Source organism: Pseudomonas sp. 910_23 (assembly GCF_052850795.1).
The window spans coordinates 142,130-163,861 of sequence record NZ_VXCZ01000008.1 but is presented as its reverse complement, the minus strand read 5'-3'; the positions used below and the strand labels follow the sequence as shown (position 1 = coordinate 163,861).

The following is a 21,732-nucleotide window of genomic DNA, read 5'->3' as shown; positions in this document are numbered from 1 at the left end:
GCAGGCAAGCCAGCTCCCACACGTTGATTTAGTCGATGAAGGTCACGACACCACCCGCCAAGGACTTCACCCGCGCCAGCGACTCAACCCGATAACCCTGCGCATCCAGCTCCGCACGCCCACCCTGGAACGACTTCTCGATCACGATCCCCAAGCCCGCAACAGTCGCGCCGGCCTGCTTGATGATCGAAATCAGCGCCTGGGACGCTTTGCCGTTGGCCAAAAAGTCATCGATCACCAGCACGCGGTCGCTGCTGGTCAGGTGGCGTGGGGAGATCGCCACAGTGCTTTCGGTTTTCTTGGTGAAGGAATACACCGTTGCCGACAGCAGGTTTTCCGTCAGGGTCAACGACTGCTGCTTACGCGCGAAGATCACCGGTACACCCAGGTTCAGCCCGGTCATGATCGCCGGTGCAATACCTGAGGCTTCGATGGTGACGATCTTGGTGATCCCCGAATCCTTGAACAGCGCGGCGAATTCGTCGCCGATCAGTTTCATCAGTGCCGGGTCGATCTGGTGGTTCAAAAAGGCGTCGACCTTGAGAACCTGATCGGAAAGCACGATGCCTTCTTCGCGAATTTTCTTGTGCAGTGCTTCCACGGAAAGCTTCCTCTGATGGCGCAGCAGGCGCCGAAAGTAGATTGAAAAGTAGTCGATTCTAGCGCTTTAGCATTGCGCGTATATCCGCCAGGGCGGTGTTGCCGCGAACGGCCTTCACCTCGGTGGGGGTGTCGTCATTGCCTTCCCAGGCCAGGTCATCGGGCGGCAGCTCGTCAAGGAACCGGCTGGGGGCACAATCGATGATTTCGCCGTATTGCTTGCGCTTGGCGGCAAAGGTGAAGGCCAGGGTCTGACGTGCGCGGGTGATGCCCACGTAGGCCAGGCGCCGTTCTTCCTCGATGGTGTCGGCTTCGATGCTGGAGCGGTGTGGGAGGATTTCCTCTTCCATGCCCATGATGAACACGTAGGGAAATTCCAGGCCCTTGGAGGCATGCAAGGTCATCATCTGCACGCCTTCGGCGCCGTCTTCCTCTTCCTGCTGGCGCTCAAGCATGTCACGCAACACCAGCTTGCCGATGGCGTCCTCGACGGTCATTTCGCCGTCTTCGTCTTTTTCCAGGGTGTTCTTCAGCGCTTCGATCAGGAACCAGACGTTGCCCATGCGGTAATCCGCGGCCTTGTCGCTGGAACTGTTGGTGCGCAGCCAGTTTTCATAGTCGATGTCCATGACCATGCTGCGCAGGGCGCTGATCGGGTCTTCGCCGGCGCACTGTTCGCGCACCTTGTCCATGAAGCGCTTGAAGCGCGACAGGCGATCTGTGAAGCGCGTGTCCAGGTGTTCGCCCAGGCCGATTTCGTCGGTGGCGGCATACATGGAAATCTTGCGTTCGGTGGCGTAGTTGCCGAGCTTTTCCAGGGTAGTGGAGCCGATTTCCCGGCGCGGTACGTTGATCACCCGCAGGAAGGCGTTGTCGTCGTCCGGGTTCACGATCAGCCGGAAGTAGGCCATCAGGTCTTTTACTTCCTGGCGTCCGAAAAAGCTGTTGCCGCCCGACAGGCGATACGGCACCTGGTGGTGCTGCAGTTTCAGCTCGATCAGCTTGGCCTGGTAGTTGCCGCGATACAGGATCGCAAAGTCGCTGTAGGGCCGGTCGGTGCGCAGGTGCAGGCTGAGGATTTCCACGGCCACGCGTTCGGCTTCCGCGTCTTCGTTGCGGCAGCGGATCACGCGGATCTCATCGCCATGACCCATCTCGCTCCACAGTTGTTTTTCAAACTCGTGGGGGTTGTTGGAGATCAGCACGTTGGCGCAACGCAGGATGCGGCTGGTGGAGCGATAGTTCTGCTCCAGCATCACCACTTTCAGCGACGGGTAGTCTTCCTTGAGCAGCATCAGGTTTTCCGGGCGGGCGCCGCGCCAGGCGTAGATCGACTGGTCGTCGTCGCCCACCACGGTGAACTGGTTGCGCGTACCAATCAGCAACTTCACCAGCAGGTATTGGCTGGCGTTGGTGTCCTGATATTCGTCCACCAGCAGGTAGCGTACCTTGTTTTGCCACTTCTCCAGGATGTCCTTGTGTTCCTGGAACAGCTTGACCGGCAGCAGGATCAGGTCGTCGAAGTCCACTGCGTTGAACGCCTTGAGCGTGCGCTGGTAGTGGGTGTAGACGATGGCGGCGGTCTGCTCCTTGGGGTTGCGTGCAGCTTCCAGGGCTTCGGCGGGCAGGATCAGGTCGTTTTTCCATGAGCCGATCATGTTCTTGATTTCGTCGACGCCGTCGTCGCCTGCGTATTCCTTCTGCATGATGTCGGTCATCAGGGCCTTGACGTCGGTCTCGTCAAAGATCGAGAAGCCGGGCTTGTAGCCCAGTCGCACATGCTCCTTGCGGATGATGTTCAGGCCCAGATTGTGGAAGGTACACACCGTCAGGCCGCGGCCTTCGCCGCCCTTGAGCAGGGTGCCGACCCGCTCTTTCATTTCTCGCGCCGCCTTGTTGGTAAAGGTCATGGCGACGATGTACTGGGCGCGGATGCCGCAGTTCTGGATCAGGTGCGCGATCTTGCGGGTGATCACGCTGGTCTTGCCGGAGCCGGCGCCGGCGAGCACCAATAGAGGGCCGCCGACGTAGTTCACGGCTTCTTGCTGCCGGGGATTGAGTCGGGACATACGGAGTTTTAGGAGTCGTTGTTCAAAAGGGCGGGCATTTTAACAGGCTGGCAAGATTCTGCTGCCTTAGAACGACGGTGTGACGTACCACTCGATCTAAATTTGCCGGTTTTGCTACTTTGCCGCAGGATGTGGGGAATACTCAGACTATTTTTCACAGTCTGCGTGTTTGATAACACCTATCATTTGTCACGCATTTATCATTGCCAGGCCGCACGTCATAATGCCATCGCTCACGAAATTTAGCAGAGTCTAGGGAGTTAGCTTGTCTACGCCTGTCGAACCCTTGCGTTTGCTGCTGCTGGCCGAAGAGCCTGCATGGGCAGCGTTGTTGCGCGAGTGCCTGGTGCCGATGGGCGAAGGGGCTGTGCTGATCAGTGCACCCAACTGGGACTCGGTGAGTCGTCTGTTCGATGACGATCAGGGCGCCGTGCTATTGACTACGCCCAGCCTGCAGCCCGGTCCTGGCCGCTGCAGCTTGCCGTGTGTATTGCTGTTGGAGCAGGAGCCGCTGGTGTCGCCGCTCGGTGTCAGCGACTGGTTGATCCTGAATGGGCTGGACCCTGAAACATTGCGCCGCTGCTTGCGCCATGTGCGCGAGCGCGGCGTTCTGGAGAACACCTTGCAGCGCTTGGCCGAGCAGGACCCGCTCACCGGTATCGCCAACCGCCAGGGCTTCCAGACACTGCTGGCGGCGCGGCTGGCGGACAACGAAGGCCGCGGCCTGGCTCTGGGCCATCTGGACCTGGACAACTTCCGTCATGCCAACGACGCCCTCGGCCACCAGGCCGGCGATCGGTTGATCCTGCAAGTGGTGTCGCGGCTCAAGAGCCAGCTCGAAGCCGGGGACCAGCTGGCGCGGCTGGGCAGCGATGAATTTGCCTTGCTGATCGACACCCGTCGCGCGCCCCAGCGTGCCGAGTGGATGGCCGAGCGCATCACCGAAGTGATGGCCGAGCCTTACTGGGTCGATGGCGAAAGCTTGTTGATCGGCTGCAGCCTGGGCGTGGCACATGCGCGCGCCCGCGCCGGCGCTGACCCGTTGATGTGGCACGCCCATATCGCCATGCAGCAGGCCAAAAGCACCCAGGGCTGCACCTTTCACATCTTCAATGAACGCATCAACCGCAACGCTCGCAGCCTGGCCGACCTGGAAAGTGAACTGCGCCGGGCTTTGCGCCGCGATGAGCTGGAGCTGCATTACCAGCCGCGCCTGGACTTGGACGACGGTCATATCGTCGGCCTCGAAGCCCTGGTGCGCTGGCGCCACGGTGAGCGCGGCTTGTTGCCACCCAGCGAATTCGTGCCGCTGGCCGAGCAGAGTGGCCTGATCGTGCCTTTGGGCTACTGGGTGATTTCCCGGGCCCTGCGCGACATGCAAGACCTGCGCGAACGCGGCCTGCCGCCGCTGCACATGGCCGTCAACCTGTCGTTTCGCCAGTTCCAGGACAGCCAATTGCTCTCCACACTCAGTCGCCTGATTGCCGAGCGTGGCGTGGAAGCGCAATGGCTGGAGTTCGAATTGACTGAAACCGCGGTGATGCGCCGCAGCGATCTGGTCAAGCAGACCATGGACGCCCTGGGCCGCCTCGGCGTGCGGTTCTCCCTGGATGACTTCGGCACCGGGTTTTCGTCATTCGTGCACCTCAACAGCCTGCCGATCGCCTTGTTGAAGATCGACAAAAGTTTTGTCGGCGGCATGGAAGAGCGCGAAGAAAACCGCAAATTGGTACACGCGATGATCAACCTGGCCCACAACCTCAACCTGGAAGTGGTGGCCGAAGGCGTGGAGACACCCGAGCAGCTTGAGCTGTTGCGGTTGTTCGGTTGTGACCAGGCCCAGGGGTACCTGATCAGCAAGCCGTTGCCGTTGGCGGAACTGGTGGAGTACCTGATGTTTGGGCAAAGCCAGCAGGCGCTGTTGGGCTGAGCGATCCAGACGTGCAAATACAATTAAAACTGTGGGAGGGGGCTTGCTCCCGATAGCGGTGCGTCAGTCAGCAAATGCAGTGACTGACACTCAGCAATCGGGAGCAAGCCCCCTCCCACAGTTCTGACCGAGCAGGGCTTTATTCTGTCGGTGCGGCCTGAAAGGCAGGCTGCATTTCAGGCTCCCGCCGAATCATCCGCTTCATCTTCGCCTCAAACGCCCATGTCAGGCTCACCGCCGCGCACGCCAGTCCCAGCGCCAAGCCCCACCATACCCCGGTGGGCCCCCAGCCTAAAGTGAACGCCATCAGCCAGGCCGAGGGCGCACCGATCAGCCAGTAGCAACCCAGGCCGACCAGGAAGGTGGTCTTGGCGTCCTTCAAACCACGGATACAGCCCATGGCAATGGTCTGCACACCGTCGAACAATTCAAACCACGCGGCGACGGCCAGCAGGCTGACGGCCAGGACGATGACGTCATGGAACGCCGGGTTGTCATGGTCGAGGAACAGCCCGATCAACGGGTCGGAAAACAGCCACAACACTACGGCAAATCCCAGCATTACCATGGCACCAAAGCCTATGCCGACCCGACCGGCCATGCGTGCCTGCAACAACTGCCCGGCGCCGTAATGCTGGCCGATGCGCATGGTCACCGCGTAGGACATCCCCGCCGGTACCATGAACGCCACCGAGACAATTTGCAGGGCAATCTGATGCGCGGCCAACTGAGTACTGCCCATGGTGCCCATGCACAACGCCGCAAAGGCAAACAGCCCGACCTCTACTGCATAGGTGCCGCCGATCGGCAGGCCCAGGCGCCACAGCTCGCGCAGGTAGTGGGTATTCAAGCGCAGCAGGCCGGTACCCAGCGGGTAGGCGGCGTAGGCGCGGTTGCTGCGGATGTACCACATCAATGCCAGCGCCATGCCGTTGGCGACGATGGCGGTCACCAGGCCTATGCCCATCAGGCCCAGTTTCGGCAGGCCGAACATGCCTTCGATCAAGGCGTGATTGAGCAGATAGTTGACCACGGTGCCGCACAGGCTGATCACCATCACCGGCGTCGCCTTGCCGATCGCGCTGGTAAAGCCGCGCAGCGCCATGAAAGTCAGATAGCCGGGCAGGGCGAAAGGCAGGATGGTGAGGAATTGCCCCGCCGCTTGTACGTTGGTTTCGGTCTGGCCGAACATCAGCAGCACCGGCTTCAAGTTCCATAGCAGCAGCGCCGCTGCCAGGGCCATCAACCACGCCAGCCACAGCCCGGCCTGGGTGAGGCGCGTGGCGCCGTCGATATCGCCTGCGCCGTGACGAATGGCGACCAGGGTGCCCACCGCGGCAATCACGCCGATGCAGAAGATCGCCACGAACGAATAGCTCGCCGCGCCCAGGCCGCCGCCGGCCAGGGCTTCGGGGCTCAGGCGCGCCATCATCAGGGTGTCGGTCAGCACCATCAGCATGTGCGCCAACTGTGAGGCAATCAACGGCCCCGACAGCCGCAGAATGGCCCAGAGTTCGGTACGTGCCGGATGTTGCATGATCATCACACTCAAATAGTCAGGAAATGGGGGGAGATTGATTCTCGGCGCTTTGGGCGCTTTGCACAAAAGGATAAAAGCGATCGTTCACATGATTAAAACTCATGCCTCGTTGATTCTGATAGGGTGCCGATATTGCGCCGTCGGAGCTTTCCCAATGTCTCGTCGTCTTCCTCCACTGTATGCCCTGCGTGCATTTGAAGCCGCTTCCCGGCACAACTCCTTCACCCGTGCGGCGCAGGAACTGTCCATCACCCAAAGTGCGGTCAGCCGGCATATCCGCACCCTCGAGGAGCATTTCGCCTGCCGCCTTTTCCAGCGCAGCGGTCGCAATCTGCAGCTCACCGAAGCCGCACGCCTGTTGCTGCCCGGCGTGCGCGAAGGCTTCGCTGCGTTGGAGCGCGCCTGTCATACCTTGAATACTGAAGATGACATTCTGCGCATGAAGGCACCGTCCACCTTGACCATGCGCTGGCTATTGGCGCGCCTGAGTCGCTTCCGCGCCTTGCAGCCAGGCAATGAGGTGCAACTGACCAGTGCGTGGATGAGCGTGGATGAAGTGGACTTCAACCAGGAACCCTTCGACTGTGCGGTGTTGTTGAGCGATGGGCGTTTTCCGGCGGACTGGGAGGCCAGTTACCTGTTCCCCGAATTGCTGATCCCCGTGGGCGCGCCGAACCTGCTGGATGATGGGCCTTGGGACGCTGCCCGCCTGGCGAGTGCCGAGTTGTTGCATCCCACGCCTGATCGTCGTGACTGGCGCAACTGGCTGGAGCGCATGGGGTTGTCGTCCCGGGTGTCTCTCAAGGGTGGGCAGGTGTTCGATACCCTTGAGTTGGGCATGATCGCGGCGGCGCGTGGCTATGGCGTGTCCATGGGCGATTTGTTGATGGTGGCCGAAGATGTCGCCCAGGGACGCCTGAGCCTGCCGTGGCCCAGGGCGGTCGCCAGTGGGGAAAGTTACTACCTGGTGTGGCCGAAAACTCGTCCTGGGGGAGAACGCTTGCGACGGCTGGCGGAGTTTCTTCAAGGTGAAGTCAAAGCGATGGAGTTGCCTCAGGTTGAACGTCTCGATTGAGTAGGGGCCGGCGTTGATGCAATCGTTTGCGGGATACCCCTGTGATTCGCTCAAGTATTACCAAGTGCCGCCGAAGAAGGTGTGTTGGAACCATCGTGCACCAACGTTTCCCACTAGATAATTTGCCGAGCAGCGCTATGAGATCAGGATGATCCTGGCCTCGGCCAGGAGCTGTCATGTCTCAACCTCGTGCCCGGATTGCCTCCCAGTTAGGTCTCGCCCTTGCCGTGATTCTGGCTGTCGTTATCAGCGGCAGCACTGTGTTTGCCCTGCGTTCCCTCGACTCCGCCAACCTCGACACCCGTGAGGAGCACCTGGCCAGCGAGGCGCGTTTGCTCGCCGACCAACTCAATACCTTCCACAGCACCTTGCGCGAGAGTACCCAGCGTTTGAGCTGGCTGTTTGAAAAACGCTTCGGCGCCGGCCTGAGTGTGCGTGCCGACCAACCCGTGGCCGTGGCCGGTGTACAGACGCCGAGCCTGTACCTGGGTAATGAGGTGCTGAACAACAATTTCGAAGAAGTGGATGAGTTCAAGCAAATGTCCGGCGGTGTGGCCACCGTATTCGTGCGCAGCGGCGACGACTTTATCCGCGTGAGCACTTCCCTGACCAAGCAGGATGGCAATCGTGCCATCGGGACCGTGCTTGACCGACAGGGCGCGGCTTACCAGCGTGTTGCCGACGGGCAAACCTATATCGGCCGTGCGGTATTGTTCGACCGTTCCTACATGACCCAGTACAGCCCGGTGCGTGACAGCAGCGGCAAGGTCATCGCCGTGCTGTTTATCGGCTTCGATTACACCGATGCGCAGAACGCCCAGTTTGAAAATCTCAAGCGCTTCCGTCTCGGCCAGACCGGCTCCCTGGCGCTGCTGGATGAGCAGAAGCATTGGCTGGTGCCGCCAGCCGGCGTGCAGGCGCCGGACCAGGCCATTGCCGTGATGCTCGACCTGGCAAAGACGCCGGGGGCAGGGCGTTTCTGGAGCGATAATAACGAAGATTTCTACAGCGTTTCGGTGCCGTTCGAAGGCGGCCCCTGGGCGGTGGTGGCGAGTATGCCCAAGGCGGAAATACGCGCCGTGACGTGGGAAGTCGGGATTCGCCTGGTGATCGGCAGCGTGCTGGCGATGTTGCTGGCAGTGGGCGCCACGGTGTGGCTGTTGCGCAGCAAGCTGGCGCCATTGAGTGATTTGGTACGCCAGGCGCAAGCTCTGGGCGCAGGCGACTTGAGCGCACGCCTTAACGTGTCCAGCCATGACGAAATCGGGCAGTTGGCGCGCAGCTTCAATCAGATGGGTGAAGCGCTGTCGACCATGGTTTCGCATATCCGCAGTGCTGCCGAACAGGTCAACAGCCGCGCCCAGGCGCTGTCGGGGCTATCCGGTGGCGCCTACGAAGGCATGGAGCAACAGTCTGGCGAGATCACCAGTATGGCCGGCGCGGTGGAAGAGTTCAGCGCTACCTCGTTGAACATCGCCGACAACATGGGCAACACCGAGCGCCTGGCGCAAGAGAATGCCCAGCAGACCCGGATCGGCCGCACCTCGATGCAAGAGGCGTCATCGTCGCTGGAGCATATTGCCACTGCCCTGAACAGCACAGCCGCAGTGATCAACACCTTGGGCCAGCGCTCCCAGGAAATCGGCGGGATCGTCGGTGTGATTACCTCCATCGCCGAACAGACCAACCTGCTGGCGCTCAACGCCGCCATCGAAGCCGCCCGCGCCGGTGAGCAAGGCCGCGGTTTTGCCGTGGTCGCCGACGAAGTGCGCAACCTGGCCTCGCGCACCCGCCAGGCCACCGATGAAATTTCGGCGATGATCCAGAGCATCCAGCAGGAAACCGGCAACGCCATCAGCACCATGGAACACGGCAAGGTATTGATGCAGGACGGCCTGTCGCGCAACGCCGACGTCGCCTCGGCCCTGGCGCGTATCGATGAGCAAAGCCGCTCGGCCGGCCAGCAATTCGCTGCGATCACCACCGCCACCCAGGAGCAGAGCAGCACCGCAACCCTGCTCAGCAGTAACTTGCAGAGCATTGCCCTGGCCAACAGCGAGCAGCGCGAAGTGGTGTCGAACCTGGCAGTCACCGCCAAGGAACTGGAAACCTTGGCGGCAGGCTTGCGTCAGGAGGTAGACCGGTTTCGTTGAGGCTTAGTGGTCGCCCAGCCCTGGGTCTACGCGCTTGCCGATGTCCTTGAGCCGCGCCAGTTGGTCGACCATACCTGGCGCTTCATCCATGCTGGTCACGAAGGTCCACAGGTAAGTCATCACCGCGTAGATGTGGCCGGCCTTGACCCCTGGGGACAAGGCCAACTGGCTGATCGCGACCACAAACAGCAAAGCCGCGAGGGTACCGAGAAACAGGTACGCCGCAGCCTCGCGGTCTGAAAGCCAGATGCGCAGGCGCGACAGCACCTGGTAGTGACGTCGCAGGGTCGGCGCGCCGACCTTTTCGACCAGGCCGATTTCTTTCTCCAGGCGGTTATTCAGGCGCTCGTGTAGTTCCTGATTGCGCTGTGCAAAGCGTGGCAACAAGGTCATGCACAGCAGCAGCGCGGCCAGGCAGGCCATGCCTACCCATGGCTCAATCACGATCAACATTACCGCCGCGCCCACAATCGACACCAACGCCGTGGCGATGATCGGCACGTGCTTTTCAAAGAAGTCGACAAATTCCCGTGCCAGCACCACCCGTGCCGCTGATTTCGAGGTGCTGTGGTTCTGTTGGCGCTGGTTGAGGATGACTGGCACCGCAAGGTCGGCGTAAATGCGCGTGAACGTGCGTGTATCCAGCGCTCGCCGTGCCGCCCCGACCACCCAGAACGCCATGACCACGGCGGCATAGAACAACGCACTGGTGGCATCGCCGCGGATAATCGAATCCACCGCGAACCCGGCAAACAGCGGATAGGCCAACAACAGTGCGTTCTCCAGCGCCACCAGCGACAAGGTGCAAGACAGCTTGCCGGGATAGGCTTTGGCAATAGCCTTGAGTGTCTGGCTGGCGGACTGCTGGCCGATTTTCTGGCTTTCTTCGATCAGAATTTGGGGGGTGACGGATGTCATGGGTGCACCAAAGGAGTGATAGACGCTATTATTGAGCGACTGCTCAAGTATCCTTGAGCGATCGCTCAAAAAGCAAGCGCCGCTCATCTACCGGCGCCCGAAGGAATTGCCCATGTCGCGTATCGACCGTAAAGACCAGATCATCGCCGCCGCTCTTGAGCTGTTTCGCAGTAAGGGCTTTGCCGCGGTGTCCACCCGTGACTTGGCCGAACATGCCGGGCTGTCACGCAGTCACGTCTATCACTATTTCAGTGACTGGAATGAACTGCGTCGCGAAGCTTTTGTGCGCTTTGCCAATGAGCAGTTGGATGAAGTGCGTGAGCCGTTGGCCGATGCGCCACCGCTGGAGGCGCTAATGGGGTTCTTGCGCGACTGCCTGCCCAGCACCGCTGACGCCGCTTGGGCGCTGTGGCTCGACGCCTGGGACGAAGCCATGCACGACCCGCAAATGGCCCAGGCTTACCTGGTGATCAACGCCCAGTGGCAAGGCATGCTTGCCGAAGTGATCGAGCGGGGCGTTGCCGATGGCGTCTTTCGCTGCGAGTCGTGTCAGCGCGCTGCACGGCAGATCTTCGCCCTGGCGATGGGCTATGCCGATGACCTGATGCTCAAGCCTTCCGCAGAGTCGGCAGAAGCGGTGCTGGAAGAGGTGCTGGAAGTGGCGAGGCTGCTGCTGGATTTTGCCTGACAAGTGCTAGCCATGAGCGGCTGGTCGGTACTGCAACGCCTCCGCCAAATGATGGCGGGCGATGCCTTCCACTTGCTCAAGGTCCGCCAGGGTGCGAGCCACCTTGAGCAACCGATGGGCTGCACGCAGCGATAATGTCAGTCGTTCGCACGCGCTTTCCAGCCAGCTTTCATCGGCTTTGGTCAACTGGCAGTGTTCGCGTAGCCGTGGCAGATCGAGGAATGCATTGGCACAACCCTGGCGCTGGTGCTGGCGTTCACGGGCTTGCGCCACCTGGGCGGACGCTTGCGCGGTGGTGTCACCGGCCTGTTGGGAGGGGCTCAGCGCAGTGACCTCCCGCGCGACTGTCAGGTGCAAATCAATCCGGTCCAGCAGCGGCCCGGATAGCTTGTTGCGATAGCGTTGTATCTGTTCCGGCGTGCACCGACAACGCCCGCTGGGTTCGCCCATGTAGCCGCACGGGCAGGGGTTCATGGCCGCGACCAATTGGAAGCGTGCCGGGAAACTCACCCGGTCCCTGGCTCGGGAGATCACGATATGCCCCGACTCCAATGGCTCGCGCAGCACCTCCAGTACCTTGCGATCAAATTCCGGCAGCTCATCCAGAAACAGCACGCCGTGATGGGCCAGGGTGATTTCCCCCGGCTGCGGCTTCGAGCCGCCACCCACCAGCGCCGGGCCGGATGCCGAGTGGTGCGGCTGGCGGAACGGGCGATTGGGCCAATGGCTCAGGGGGGCCAGGCTGACCACGGATTGGATCGCGGCCACTTCCAGCGCCTCCTGCTCGCTCAGCGGTGGCAGCAAGCCCGGCAGGCGGCTGGCCAACAGGGTTTTGCCGGTACCGGGTGGCCCGCTGAACAGCAGGTTATGTGCGCCGGCCGCCGCAATCAGCAAGGCCCGCTTGGCTGCCAGTTGGCCCTGCACTTCACTCAGGTCCGGGTAAGGCTTGTTCAAGTACAGCAAGCCGTCGGACCTGTAGGGCTCAATCGGCACATGCCCATTAAGGTGCGCCACCACTTGCAGCAGGTGGTCCACCGCAATCACTTTGAGCCCCGACGCAAGGCAGGCTTCCTCGGCATTGGCCCTGGGCACTATCACGGTGCGCCCGGCCTTGCGCGCTGCCAGCGCGGCCGGCAACACACCTTTGACCGCCCGCACCTCGCCGGACAACGCCAACTCCCCAAGGCACTCCACGTCATCAAGCATCAAGGCCGGCACTTGCACACTGGCCGCCAGGATCCCCAGGGCAATCGCCAGATCAAAGCGCCCGCCGTCCTTGGGTAGGTCGGCGGGCGCGAGATTGAGGGTGATGCGCCGGGCCGGGTATTGCAGCGCCGAGTTGAGAATGGCGCTGCGAACGCGATCCTTGCTTTCCTTCACTGCAGTTTCCGGCAGGCCCACCAGCGTCAGCGATGGCAAGCCATTGGCCATATGCACTTCAACGGTGACGGCGGGGGCTTCAACGCCGACCTGGGCGCGGCTGTGCACGATAGCGAGGGACATGCTCGTTCCTTGAATGGGGGGGCGCTTCCTGCGGTTTTTTCAAGGGTAGACGAGGGGGGCGTCCAGCGAGGGAGGGAGGTTTTACAGAACGTATCCGGGCGGCAATGCAAAACAAATGTGGGAGCTGGCTTGCCTGCGATAACGGTATGTCAGCAAAGAATCATCCGCTGATTCACCGCCATCGCAGGCAAGCCAGCTCCCACACTAACCGTGTTTATTCAGCAGAGGATGGCGCCAACCGTGCTTCAAGTTCAGCCACCTTCGCCTCCAGGCTCTCCAACCGCGCACGCGTGCGGGCCAGCACCACCATCTGGCTGTCAAACTCTTCCCGGCTGACCAGGTCGAGCTTGCTGAAACCACTTTGCAGCAATGCCTTGAACTGGCTTTCGATTTCATTGCGGGGCAGCGGGGTGTCGCCGCTGAACAGGCGAGAGGCGTGGCCGCTCAGGGCGTCGAGGAGGTCTTTGGGCGCGAGCATGGGAAACATTCCGGAAAACAGTTGGCCAGCAGTGTATCACGCAGCGTCTATAGTCTTTTTCATGCCGCGTTGCGCACGGTTTTCGCGCATCAAAGCGGGCGGCTGCGCACCGTTTTGATGCGCATTGCGGCCGCGCGCACGCCCCGTGGGTGGGCACAAGTGAGCAAGGGATTGATTTCAGTGGTTTTTACGGAGCTGGCAAGGTTTCTGCTTAGACGATCATGACCCATGCACTGATGCAGTCGCTGTGACGAATGCAGTGCGCCGACGGATCAGGGGTACAGGTTTCGTCACCAGTGGATCGCTGGCGTCGCAACGGCAAATGCCGAGGCGACGATGCGTTACAAAGCCAGGCACTGCGCTTAGACTTGAGACGGGTTTGTTTTCCTGGGGCAAGTCCACCAATTCGGGAGAGAGTTTTCATGAAGCTAGTCACTGCCATCATCAAGCCGTTCAAGTTGGACGATGTACGCGAGTCACTGTCCGAGATCGGCGTGCAGGGCATTACCGTTACTGAGGTCAAGGGCTTCGGTCGGCAGAAGGGTCATACCGAGCTGTATCGTGGCGCGGAATACGTAGTCGATTTCCTGCCGAAGGTGAAGATTGATGTCGCCATTGACGACAAGGATCTTGACCGGGTTATCGAGGCGATAACCAAGGCGGCCAACACCGGCAAGATCGGTGACGGCAAGATCTTCGTGGTCAATCTGGAACAGGCTATTCGCATCCGTACCGGCGAAACCGATACCGACGCAATCTAAGCCGCCAAACCCCAACGCCCCAGGAGAAAACACTATGACTCTGCGTAAATTCGCAGGGCTCGGAGCCCTGCTGTCCATCGTAATGCCAAGCCTGGCCATGGCGGCAGACGAAGTGGCTGCTCCAGTCCTCAACTCCGGCGACACCGCCTGGATGCTGACCGCCACCGCTTTGGTGCTGTTCATGACCATCCCTGGCCTGGCGCTGTTCTACGGCGGCATGGTCCGCTCCAAGAATATTCTGTCAGTGATGATGCAGTGCTTTGCCATCACCGGCTTGATCAGCATCCTGTGGGTCGTCTACGGCTACAGCATCGCGTTTGATACCACCGGTATGGAACAGGGTGTGGTCAACTTCAACTCCTTCTTCGGCGGCCTGGGCAAGGCGTTCCTGGCGGGTGTCACCCCGGCCAGCATCACCGGGCCTGCGGCGCTGTTTCCGGAAGCCGTGTTCATCACCTTCCAGATGACCTTCGCCATCATCACCCCGGCGCTGATCGTCGGTGCCTTCGCAGAGCGCATGAAGTTCTCCGCGATGCTGATCTTCATGGCTATCTGGTTCACCCTGGTCTACGCGCCGATCGCGCACATGGTCTGGAGCGGCAACGGTGGCCTGATGTGGGACTGGGGCGTGCTGGACTTCGCCGGCGGCACCGTCGTGCACATCAACGCGGGTGTGGCGGGCCTGGTGGCGTGCATCGTGCTGGGCAAGCGTAAAGGCTTCCCGACTACACCAATGGCACCGCACAACCTGGGTTATACCTTGATCGGCGCGGCCATGCTGTGGATCGGCTGGTTTGGCTTCAACGCCGGCTCCGCTGCGGCGGCCAACGGCACGGCGGGCATGGCGATGCTGGTCACCCAGATTGCCACGGCTGCTGCGGCGCTGGGCTGGATGTTCGCCGAGTGGATCACTCACGGCAAGCCAAGTGCACTGGGCATTGCCTCAGGTGTGGTGGCCGGCCTGGTCGCCGTGACGCCAGCCGCTGGCACCGTGGGCCCGATGGGTGCCCTGGTGATCGGCCTGGTTGCCGGTGTGGTGTGCTTCTTCTGCGCCACCAGCCTCAAGCGCAAGCTGGGCTACGACGACTCCCTGGACGCCTTCGGTGTGCACGGTATCGGCGGTATCGTCGGTGCGATCCTCACCGGTGTGTTTGCAGCCCCGGCACTGGGCGGCTTCGGCACCGTGACCGATATCGCTGCCCAGGTCTGGATCCAGTGCAAAGGCGTAGGCTTCACTGTGATCTATACAGCCATCGTGACCTTCGTCATCCTCAAGGTGCTGGACATGGTCATGGGCCTGCGTGTCACTGAGGAAGAAGAGGCTGTGGGCCTCGACCTGGCGCAACACAACGAGCGCGGCTACAACTTGTAAGTACGCGAAAAAAACATGCCCGGCTTGCCGGGCATTTTTTTGTCTGGTGTTTGTCTTTGGCTAAAGGTGTATGGGTTTTTTATCAACTTTGTGATGGGATCCACACGGCACTTTTCAGAGTGCAAATGTCTTACAGGCATGAAGGCGTATTCGGCACTTTGTTTTTTCCCAGAGCGCGCTAGAATGCGCGCCGATGGGCGGAGAACTGTATGTGGCAACAGACCCTGATTACCCTGCGGGCCAAGCCCCGGGGCTTTCATCTGGTAACGGACGAGTTGCTTGCCGGCTTGCCTGAATTGAAGGCTTGCCGTGTGGGCCTGTTGCATTTGTGGCTGCAGCACACCTCGGCCTCGTTGACCGTCAACGAGAATGCCGACCCGGCGGTTCGCCGTGACTTCGAGCGTTTTTTCAACCTGCTGGTGCCACAGGGCCGCGCAGGGTTTGAACATAACGACGAAGGTCCGGATGATCTGCCGGCGCACTTCAAGGCCAGTCTGCTGGGCTGCCAGCTGAGTTTGCCGGTCAAGGCCGGCCGCTTGGCGATGGGGACCTGGCAAGGTGTTTATCTGGGCGAGCACCGTGATCATGGCGGTGCTCGTAAAGTCCTCGCCACCTTGCACGGTGAAGAGGCATAAGCCACTGGAAATCCGGTGGATGTTGATTTTTTTCCGGCGACCTCGACAGAGGGTGAAGCTGGGCTATAACTAATCTGCTTTTCGCAAGTCATGAGGTAGAACATGAGCGACGATGATCTGGAACAAGACGACCTCGAAGTAGGTGATGAAGACGACACCGAAGAAGGTCTTGAAGTAGCGGCGGAAGACGTTGCTGACGATGCCGAGGATGGCGGTGCCGATGACGCGGCTCCCAAAGCCAAAGGCAAAGCCAAGGCTGCTGTTTCGGTAGACGAGCTGCCAAGCGTTGAAGCCAAGAACAAAGAGCGCGATGCCCTGGCCCGTGCGATGGAAGAGTTCCTCGCTAAAGGCGGCAAAGTGGTCGAAGTCGAGGCTAACGTGGTTGCAGACCCACCGAAGAAGCCGGATAACAAGTACGGCAGCCGACCTATCTAAGGTCTGCCTCCTGCTTGTAAGAAAAAGCCCGCCGTCGCTGCGGGCTTTTTCATGCCTGGAGCCATTACCAGTTCGCTCCCACATTGGGGGGCAGTGTTAACCCCAGCGACTCAGCAGTGGCGGCAACTCCGTCAGGCTGCGAATCTGCGCATCCGGGTGCTTGTCACCCTCCCAGGCCTTGCCCGCGGGGTTAAACCACACCGCCCGCAGCCCCGCCTGCTGAGCACCGGCGATGTCATCCCCAGGGTGATCGCCCACGTGCACCGCCGCTCCGGCGTCCACGCCTCCGCGCTGCAACGCCTCTTCAAACAAGCGCCCGTCCGGCTTGGCAATGCCGATGTCTTCAGCGCGCAAGGCAAAATGGAAGTACTCCGCCAGGCCAACGCGCTGCACATCGGCATTGCCATTGGTGATCACCCCCAGCAGGAAGTGCTGGCGCAGCGCCTTGAGCATCGGCTCGGCTTCCGGGAACACGGTGAGCTGGTGACGTGCATGGATGAACGCTTCGAAGCACACATCCGCCATTTGCGCCGCTTCAGGCTGGGGATAGCCGGCCTCTTCGAATGCCAGCATCAACACCCGATGGCGCAGGATGCTGATGCGGTGCTTGAGCTCGGGATGACGCTGCAATACTTGCTGGCGCAGGCTGGCGAAATGCTCCAGGGGTAGGTCCCCGACCTTGGAGGCGTTGAGCGCCAGCCATTCGCGCATCGACGCTTCGGCGCTGATGATGACGGGTACGTTGTCCCAGAGGGTGTCGTCCAGGTCGAAGGTGATCAGCTTGATACTCATGAGTCGCTGCCTTTGATGCGTTTGGCCCGGGGATGGGCGCTGTCGTACACCGTTGCCAGGTGCTGGAAGTCCAGGTGTGTATAGATCTGAGTGGTCTTGATATCGGCGTGGCCGAGCAGTTCCTGTACGGCGCGCAGATCCTGGGAGGACTCCAGCAGGTGGCTGGCGAAGGAATGGCGCAGCATGTGCGGGTGCAGATTCTGCCCCAGCTCCCGCTCGCCGGCGGCCTTGACCCGAAGCTGGATCGCTCGGGGCCCCAGGCGTCGGCCTTGCTGGCTGACGAACACCGCATCGTCCGCCGGGTTGGTCAAAAGGCGCAGTGGCAGCCATAGCTGCAAGGCTTCGCGGGCTTTTCTGCCCACCGGCAGTACGCGGGTCTTGCTGCCTTTGCCGAGCACTTGTATCAGGCCATCGGCGAGGTCCAACTGATCGAGGTTCAGGCTTGTCAGCTCCGACAGGCGCAGGCCCGAAGAATAGAACAGCTCAAGGATTGCCTGGTCGCGATGGGCCAGGAAGTCATCCTCTACCGCACCATCGAGCAGCTGCAAGGCACGATCGGTATCCAGGGTCTTGGGCAGGCGCCGCTCGCCTTTGGGCGGGGACAGGCCATTGGCCGGGTCGTGATCGCACAAGCCTTCGCGATTGAGATAGTGATAGAGGCCGCGCACTGCCGACAGCAGGCGAGACAGGCTGCGCGAGGACTGGCCTTGCTGGTGCAACCGGGCGATCAGGCTGCGCAGGGCCTGAATATCCAGGGCTTTCCAGCTACTGACGTGCTGTTTCTCACAATAGGCCAGGACCTTGTTCAAGTCCCGCCGATAGGCTTCAAGGGTGTGGGGCGACACCTGGCGCTCATTGCGCAGGTGAGCGCAGTAGGCGTCCAGTTGCCGCTCCATGGTCAGCGCACCGCGCGCAGTGTGGTGGTGTGGCGCGGCAGGACGCGGCCCAGTACTTCGGCGATGTAGGTCAGGAACAGCGTGCCCACCGAACTTTTGTAGTGCGCAGGGTCACGGCTGGCGATGGCCAGCACGCCGTGCAAGCCTTGATGGCTGACGGCGATGACGGCGGTAGAACCGATCTGCTTGCGCTGCTCGGCGCCAAACAGGAAGTCCAGTTCATGTTCACGCAAGGTGCCGCTGACAGTCTTGCCTTCGGACAGCAAGCCGCCGATGGCTGTCTGTGCTTCACCACCTGTGACCCAGCGACCCACCGGCATCGGATTGTCGCTGAACAGGATCAGGCTGACAAAGGGCACCTGGAAGTCCTCGCGCAGGCTGTCTTCCACGGCGATCACCGTTTCTTCCAGGCTGGCGGCGTCCATCAGGGTCAGGATCAGGCGGCGGGTCTTGTCGAACAAGCGGTCGTTGTCGCGGGCCACGTCCATCAGGTGGGAAAGCCGATGGCGCATTTCAATATTGCGCTCGCGCAGGATCTTCATCTGTCGTTCCACCAGCGACACGGTATCGCCGCGCTGGTGGGGAATGCGCAAGGCTGGCAGCAGTTCTTCATGCTCGACGAAGAAGTCCGGATTAGCCTCAAGGTACGCCGCGACAGCAGCGGCCTCCAGGCTTTCACTCGGGGTAGCGTGTGCGGGTACTTGAGGCTTATCGGTCATTGGCTTGGCTCACTCATAGACGGACCTGTCCTTCGTATACACGCGAGGCCGGCCCGGTCATCATCACCGGGTGGCCAGGGCCTGCCCATTCGATGGACAAGCGTCCACCGGGCAGGTCGATCAGCAGCGGCGAGTCCATCCACCCCTGGCTGATCGCGGCTACGGCAGCGGCACAAGCGCCGGTACCGCAAGCCTGGGTTTCGCCGGCGCCGCGTTCCCAAACGCGCAATTGCGCGCGGGTACGGTCGATCACCTGCAGGAAGCCCACATTGACCCGCGCTGGAAAGCGCGGGTGATGTTCGATCTTCGGCCCCAGTTCGTGCACTGGGGCGTTATTGATGTCGTTGACCCGCAGTACCGCATGGGGGTTGCCCATGGACACGGCGGCGATATCCACGGTTTTGCCATCCACGTCCAGCGGGTAACTGAGGGCCTGCTCGGTGGCCTGGAACGGAATATCCGCCGGCACCAGGCGTGGCGCGCCCATGTTGACGCTGATCTGGCCGTCACTGCGAATATCCAGTTCGATCACGCCGCCCTTGGTTTCGACGCGAATCTGGCGCTTGGCGGTCAGGCGCTTGTCCAGCACAAAGCGTGCAAAGCAGCGCGCTCCGTTGCCGCACTGTTCCACTTCGGAACCGTCGGAATTGAAGATCCGGTAGCGGAAATCCACCTCCGGGTTGCTCGGCGCCTCCACCAGCAGCAACTGGTCGAAACCGATGCCGGTGTGACGGTCGCCCCACTGTTTGGCGTGTTTGGGCAGGATGTGCGCGTGCTGGCTGACCAGGTCGAGAACCATGAAATCATTGCCCAGCCCGTGCATCTTGGTAAAACGCAGCAGCATGGCTTACTCCGGCAGCAGGCTTTCGCCAGCATACAACTGGGCTACCGTCTCGCGGCGACGCACTTCAAATGCTTGATCACCGTCCACCAGCACCTCGGCGGCACGGCCGCGAGTGTTGTAGTTGGAACTCATGACAAACCCATAGGCACCCGCCGAATGCACGGCCAGCAGATCACCTTCTTCCAGGGCCAGCTGACGATCCTTGGCCAGGAAGTCGCCGGTCTCGCAGATCGGGCCGACGATGTCATAGGTGCGTGCTTCGCTTGCGCGAGGCGTCACGGCGGTGACATCCATCCAGGCCTGGTACAGCGCCGGGCGGATCAGGTCGTTCATCGCCGCATCGACGATGGCGAAGTCCTTGTGTTCGGTGTGCTTGAGGTACTCGACCTGGGTCAACAGCACGCCGGCGTTGGCGACAATATAGCGGCCCGGCTCGAACATCAGCGTCAGGTCGCGGCCTTCGATGCGTTCGCGCACGGCCTGGATATAGTCGCTAATCAACGGTGGCTCTTCGTCTCGATAACGTACGCCGACGCCGCCGCCCAGGTCGATGTGCTGCAGGTAGATGCCGCACTCGCCCAAACGATCGATCAAGGCCAGCAGACGGTCAAGGGCATCCAGAAAGGGTGGCAGTGTGGTCAGTTGCGAGCCGATATGGCAGTCGACACCCAGCACTTCCAGGTTCGGCAGTTGCGCGGCGCGGATGTACACCTCTTCGGCGTCGGCGATGGCGATGCCGAACTTGTTCTCTTTGAGACCGGTGGAAATGTACGGGTGGGTGCCGGCGTCGACATCCGGGTTGACGCGCAGGGAGATCGGCGCCCGAACGCCCATCTCGGCGGCAACGACTTGCAGGCGCTCCAGCTCGTCGGTGGATTCGACGTTGAAGCAATGCACGCCGACTTCCAGGGCGCGGCGCATGTCTTCGCGGGTCTTGCCGACGCCGGAGAACACGATTTTCTCAGCCTGGCCGCCGGCGGCCAATACGCGTTCGAGCTCGCCACGGGAGACGATGTCGAAACCGGCGCCCATGCGCGCCAGGACATTCAGCACACCCAGGTTGGAGTTGGCCTTGACCGCGTAGCACACCAGATGCGGCACGCCATCGAGGGCGTCAGTGAACGAGCGGTATTGGGCTTCGATATGCGTACGGGAGTACACGTAGGTCGGGGTACCAAAGCGCTGGGCAATCGCGGACAGCGCCACGCCTTCCGCGAACAGCTCGCCGTCCCGGTAGTTAAAAGCGTCCATAAGTTTCCCTTAGTAGGTGTCGTGCTTATGCGCTTTTGACGGCTTTTGCGACGATTGCGCCTGTTCATTCGGATCTTTGCTGTCATCCGGCAGGTACAACGGGCCTTTCTGGCCACAGGCACTAACGAGGCAAGCGACCGCGACGAGCGCAGCAAGGGAAGAGATCAGGCGCTTCATGGCGAAATCCTTGAATATGCATTAATTGCGCCCGAGTATACCGACCACCCGGCAGCTTGCCTATGCGCCGCACTACCCGTCCGGCGGGGCTTTGCCGAGGAGCGCAAGAAGCGGGCTACGCTGCTTGATGATATTTCGTACTGCCATCTGTCATGAAATCGGTATCCTTTGCAATCGGCGAAGCGCGTCCGTATCGTGCCCCGCTTGAGCAAAACCAGACACTTTTGAGGTTGCCACAATGAGTTTGACCGAAGCCCGTTTTCACGACCTGGTGGATGCCACCCAGGAGAAGCTGGAAGATATTTTCGACGACAGCGACCTGGATGTGGATCTGGAAAACTCGGCTGGTGTGCTGACCGTCAAGTTCGAGAGCGGCCAGCAATTGATCTTCAGTCGCCAGGAGCCGCTGCGTCAGCTGTGGCTGGCTGCGCGCTCCGGTGGCGTTCACTTCGACTACGACGAAGAAAGCGGCAAATGGCAGTGCGACAAAAGTGAAGAGTTGCTGGGCGAAATGCTCACGCGCCTCGTCCAGGAATATACCGGCGCCGAGCTGGATTTCGAAGAGATCTGACCGTGACCCAGCCTGTACCTGTACGCCCGCCCAAGCCGCTGTTCAGCAATGTCAGCCCGGCGGTGCCGTCACCTTGTATCAGTTTGTGTCGCCTGGACGAGCAGAAAGTCTGCCTCGGCTGCTTCCGCCACGTGGAAGACATCCGTGAATGGCGCTCCGCCGACGATGCGCGGCGCAGGGTGATCTGTGCCCAGGCAGAGCAGCGCAAGGCACACGCCTGATGCCATCTTGTTTATTTGTGTCGCTGTGGTAGTGTCCGGGTACACCTCAACTCATCGAGGTCCGTGAGAACCCCGCCTTTTTCTGGCGGGGTTTTGCTTTTTTG

At 61.1% G+C, this 21,732-nt stretch carries 22 protein-coding genes and 1 pseudogene; 11 read left to right on the top strand and 12 right to left on the bottom strand.

The window, feature by feature from the left end; all coding sequences use genetic code 11:
* Positions 1–28: 28 nt before the first annotated feature.
* Positions 29–601 (bottom strand): xanthine phosphoribosyltransferase, encoded by a 573-nt coding sequence (locus FW800_RS12325; RefSeq protein ID WP_032878740.1) that lies wholly within the window; start codon positions 599–601, stop codon positions 29–31.
* A gap of 58 nt (positions 602–659) precedes the next feature.
* On the bottom strand, positions 660–2,669 hold the full coding sequence (rep, locus tag FW800_RS12320) for a DNA helicase Rep (protein ID WP_005792464.1): 2,010 nt from the start codon (positions 2,667–2,669) through the stop codon (positions 660–662).
* A 265-nt stretch (positions 2,670–2,934) separates the two neighbouring features.
* On the opposite strand from rep, the gene FW800_RS12315 reads away from it, so the two are divergent.
* Positions 2,935–4,599, top strand: coding sequence for a putative bifunctional diguanylate cyclase/phosphodiesterase (locus FW800_RS12315; RefSeq protein WP_005792463.1), 1,665 nt, complete (start codon positions 2,935–2,937; stop codon positions 4,597–4,599).
* 139 nt (positions 4,600–4,738) lie between these two features.
* Here FW800_RS12315 and FW800_RS12310 read toward each other — a convergent pair whose 3' ends face one another.
* A complete protein-coding gene (locus tag FW800_RS12310) occupies positions 4,739–6,142 on the bottom strand; it encodes a NorM family multidrug efflux MATE transporter (RefSeq protein WP_078822627.1) in 1,404 nt (467 codons plus the stop codon).
* A 151-nt stretch (positions 6,143–6,293) separates the two neighbouring features.
* On the opposite strand from FW800_RS12310, the gene FW800_RS12305 reads away from it, so the two are divergent.
* From FW800_RS12305 to FW800_RS12295, 3 genes and pseudogenes are all read left to right on the top strand, one after another.
* Positions 6,294–7,214: a LysR substrate-binding domain-containing protein gene (locus tag FW800_RS12305; protein ID WP_078822626.1), complete on the top strand. Its 921-nt coding sequence runs from the start codon at positions 6,294–6,296 to the stop codon at positions 7,212–7,214.
* Between the two features lie 176 nt (positions 7,215–7,390).
* A pseudogene (locus tag FW800_RS12300) lies at positions 7,391–8,464 on the top strand (Cache 3/Cache 2 fusion domain-containing protein); the annotation flags it as partial.
* 42 nt (positions 8,465–8,506) lie between these two features.
* Positions 8,507–9,367: a methyl-accepting chemotaxis protein gene (locus tag FW800_RS12295; protein WP_372804228.1), complete on the top strand. Its 861-nt coding sequence runs from the start codon at positions 8,507–8,509 to the stop codon at positions 9,365–9,367.
* A 3-nt stretch (positions 9,368–9,370) separates the two neighbouring features.
* Here FW800_RS12295 and FW800_RS12290 read toward each other — a convergent pair whose 3' ends face one another.
* Positions 9,371–10,285 (bottom strand): ABC transporter six-transmembrane domain-containing protein, encoded by a 915-nt coding sequence (locus tag FW800_RS12290; RefSeq protein WP_179119857.1) that lies wholly within the window; start codon positions 10,283–10,285, stop codon positions 9,371–9,373.
* Between the two features lie 112 nt (positions 10,286–10,397).
* On the opposite strand from FW800_RS12290, the gene FW800_RS12285 reads away from it, so the two are divergent.
* On the top strand, positions 10,398–10,973 hold the full coding sequence (locus tag FW800_RS12285; RefSeq protein WP_032878749.1) for a TetR/AcrR family transcriptional regulator: 576 nt from the start codon (positions 10,398–10,400) through the stop codon (positions 10,971–10,973).
* A gap of 6 nt (positions 10,974–10,979) precedes the next feature.
* Here the strand turns inward: FW800_RS12285 and FW800_RS12280 are convergent, their stop codons facing one another.
* Together FW800_RS12280 and FW800_RS12275 are read right to left on the bottom strand one after the other, a co-directional pair.
* Entirely contained in the window at positions 10,980–12,476 is a 1,497-nt protein-coding gene (locus FW800_RS12280; protein WP_005792457.1) for a YifB family Mg chelatase-like AAA ATPase, read from the bottom strand.
* A gap of 214 nt (positions 12,477–12,690) precedes the next feature.
* A complete protein-coding gene (locus tag FW800_RS12275) occupies positions 12,691–12,954 on the bottom strand; it encodes an accessory factor UbiK family protein (RefSeq protein WP_005792456.1) in 264 nt (87 codons plus the stop codon).
* 422 nt (positions 12,955–13,376) lie between these two features.
* On the opposite strand from FW800_RS12275, the gene glnK reads away from it, so the two are divergent.
* The 4 genes from glnK to sutA all read left to right on the top strand — a co-directional run bounded on the left by glnK (position 13,377) and on the right by sutA (position 16,157).
* Complete coding sequence (glnK, locus tag FW800_RS12270) at positions 13,377–13,715, top strand: P-II family nitrogen regulator (protein ID WP_002555808.1); 339 nt, start codon at positions 13,377–13,379, stop codon at positions 13,713–13,715.
* A gap of 34 nt (positions 13,716–13,749) precedes the next feature.
* Positions 13,750–15,087 (top strand): ammonium transporter, encoded by a 1,338-nt coding sequence (locus FW800_RS12265; RefSeq protein WP_032878752.1) that lies wholly within the window; start codon positions 13,750–13,752, stop codon positions 15,085–15,087.
* Between the two features lie 209 nt (positions 15,088–15,296).
* A complete protein-coding gene (locus FW800_RS12260; RefSeq protein WP_005792453.1) occupies positions 15,297–15,722 on the top strand; it encodes a secondary thiamine-phosphate synthase enzyme YjbQ in 426 nt (141 codons plus the stop codon).
* Positions 15,723–15,824: 102 nt separating this feature from the next.
* Complete coding sequence (gene sutA / locus FW800_RS12255; RefSeq protein ID WP_032878753.1) at positions 15,825–16,157, top strand: transcriptional regulator SutA; 333 nt, start codon at positions 15,825–15,827, stop codon at positions 16,155–16,157.
* Positions 16,158–16,253: 96 nt separating this feature from the next.
* On the opposite strand, the gene FW800_RS12250 is transcribed toward sutA, so the two are convergent.
* Genes FW800_RS12250 through lptM form a run of 6 tightly spaced genes read right to left on the bottom strand, consistent with a single transcriptional unit; the run spans position 16,254 to position 20,836 of the window.
* On the bottom strand, positions 16,254–16,949 hold the full coding sequence (locus tag FW800_RS12250; RefSeq protein ID WP_032878755.1) for an HAD family hydrolase: 696 nt from the start codon (positions 16,947–16,949) through the stop codon (positions 16,254–16,256).
* On the bottom strand, positions 16,946–17,845 hold the full coding sequence (xerC, locus tag FW800_RS12245) for a tyrosine recombinase XerC (protein WP_032878757.1): 900 nt from the start codon (positions 17,843–17,845) through the stop codon (positions 16,946–16,948). The genes FW800_RS12250 and xerC overlap by 4 nt, the downstream gene beginning before the upstream one ends.
* A gap of 2 nt (positions 17,846–17,847) precedes the next feature.
* Complete coding sequence (locus FW800_RS12240) at positions 17,848–18,564, bottom strand: DUF484 family protein (RefSeq protein ID WP_005792447.1); 717 nt, start codon at positions 18,562–18,564, stop codon at positions 17,848–17,850.
* Between the two features lie 13 nt (positions 18,565–18,577).
* On the bottom strand, positions 18,578–19,408 hold the full coding sequence (dapF, locus tag FW800_RS12235; RefSeq protein WP_078822621.1) for a diaminopimelate epimerase: 831 nt from the start codon (positions 19,406–19,408) through the stop codon (positions 18,578–18,580).
* A 3-nt stretch (positions 19,409–19,411) separates the two neighbouring features.
* Positions 19,412–20,659 carry a diaminopimelate decarboxylase gene (gene lysA / locus FW800_RS12230; RefSeq protein ID WP_032878765.1) on the bottom strand — a complete coding sequence of 416 codons (1,248 nt, stop codon included), beginning with the start codon at positions 20,657–20,659 and terminating at the stop codon, positions 19,412–19,414.
* 9 nt (positions 20,660–20,668) lie between these two features.
* Positions 20,669–20,836 (bottom strand): LPS translocon maturation chaperone LptM, encoded by a 168-nt coding sequence (lptM, locus tag FW800_RS12225; protein ID WP_003195417.1) that lies wholly within the window; start codon positions 20,834–20,836, stop codon positions 20,669–20,671.
* A gap of 238 nt (positions 20,837–21,074) precedes the next feature.
* Between lptM and cyaY the strand changes: the two genes are divergently transcribed.
* Together cyaY and FW800_RS12215 are read left to right on the top strand one after the other, a co-directional pair.
* Positions 21,075–21,407, top strand: a complete 333-nt coding sequence (cyaY, locus tag FW800_RS12220; protein ID WP_248127659.1) for an iron donor protein CyaY — start codon at positions 21,075–21,077, stop codon at positions 21,405–21,407.
* A gap of 2 nt (positions 21,408–21,409) precedes the next feature.
* A complete protein-coding gene (locus FW800_RS12215; protein WP_005792443.1) occupies positions 21,410–21,628 on the top strand; it encodes a DUF1289 domain-containing protein in 219 nt (72 codons plus the stop codon).
* The last annotated feature ends 104 nt before the right edge of the window (positions 21,629–21,732 follow it).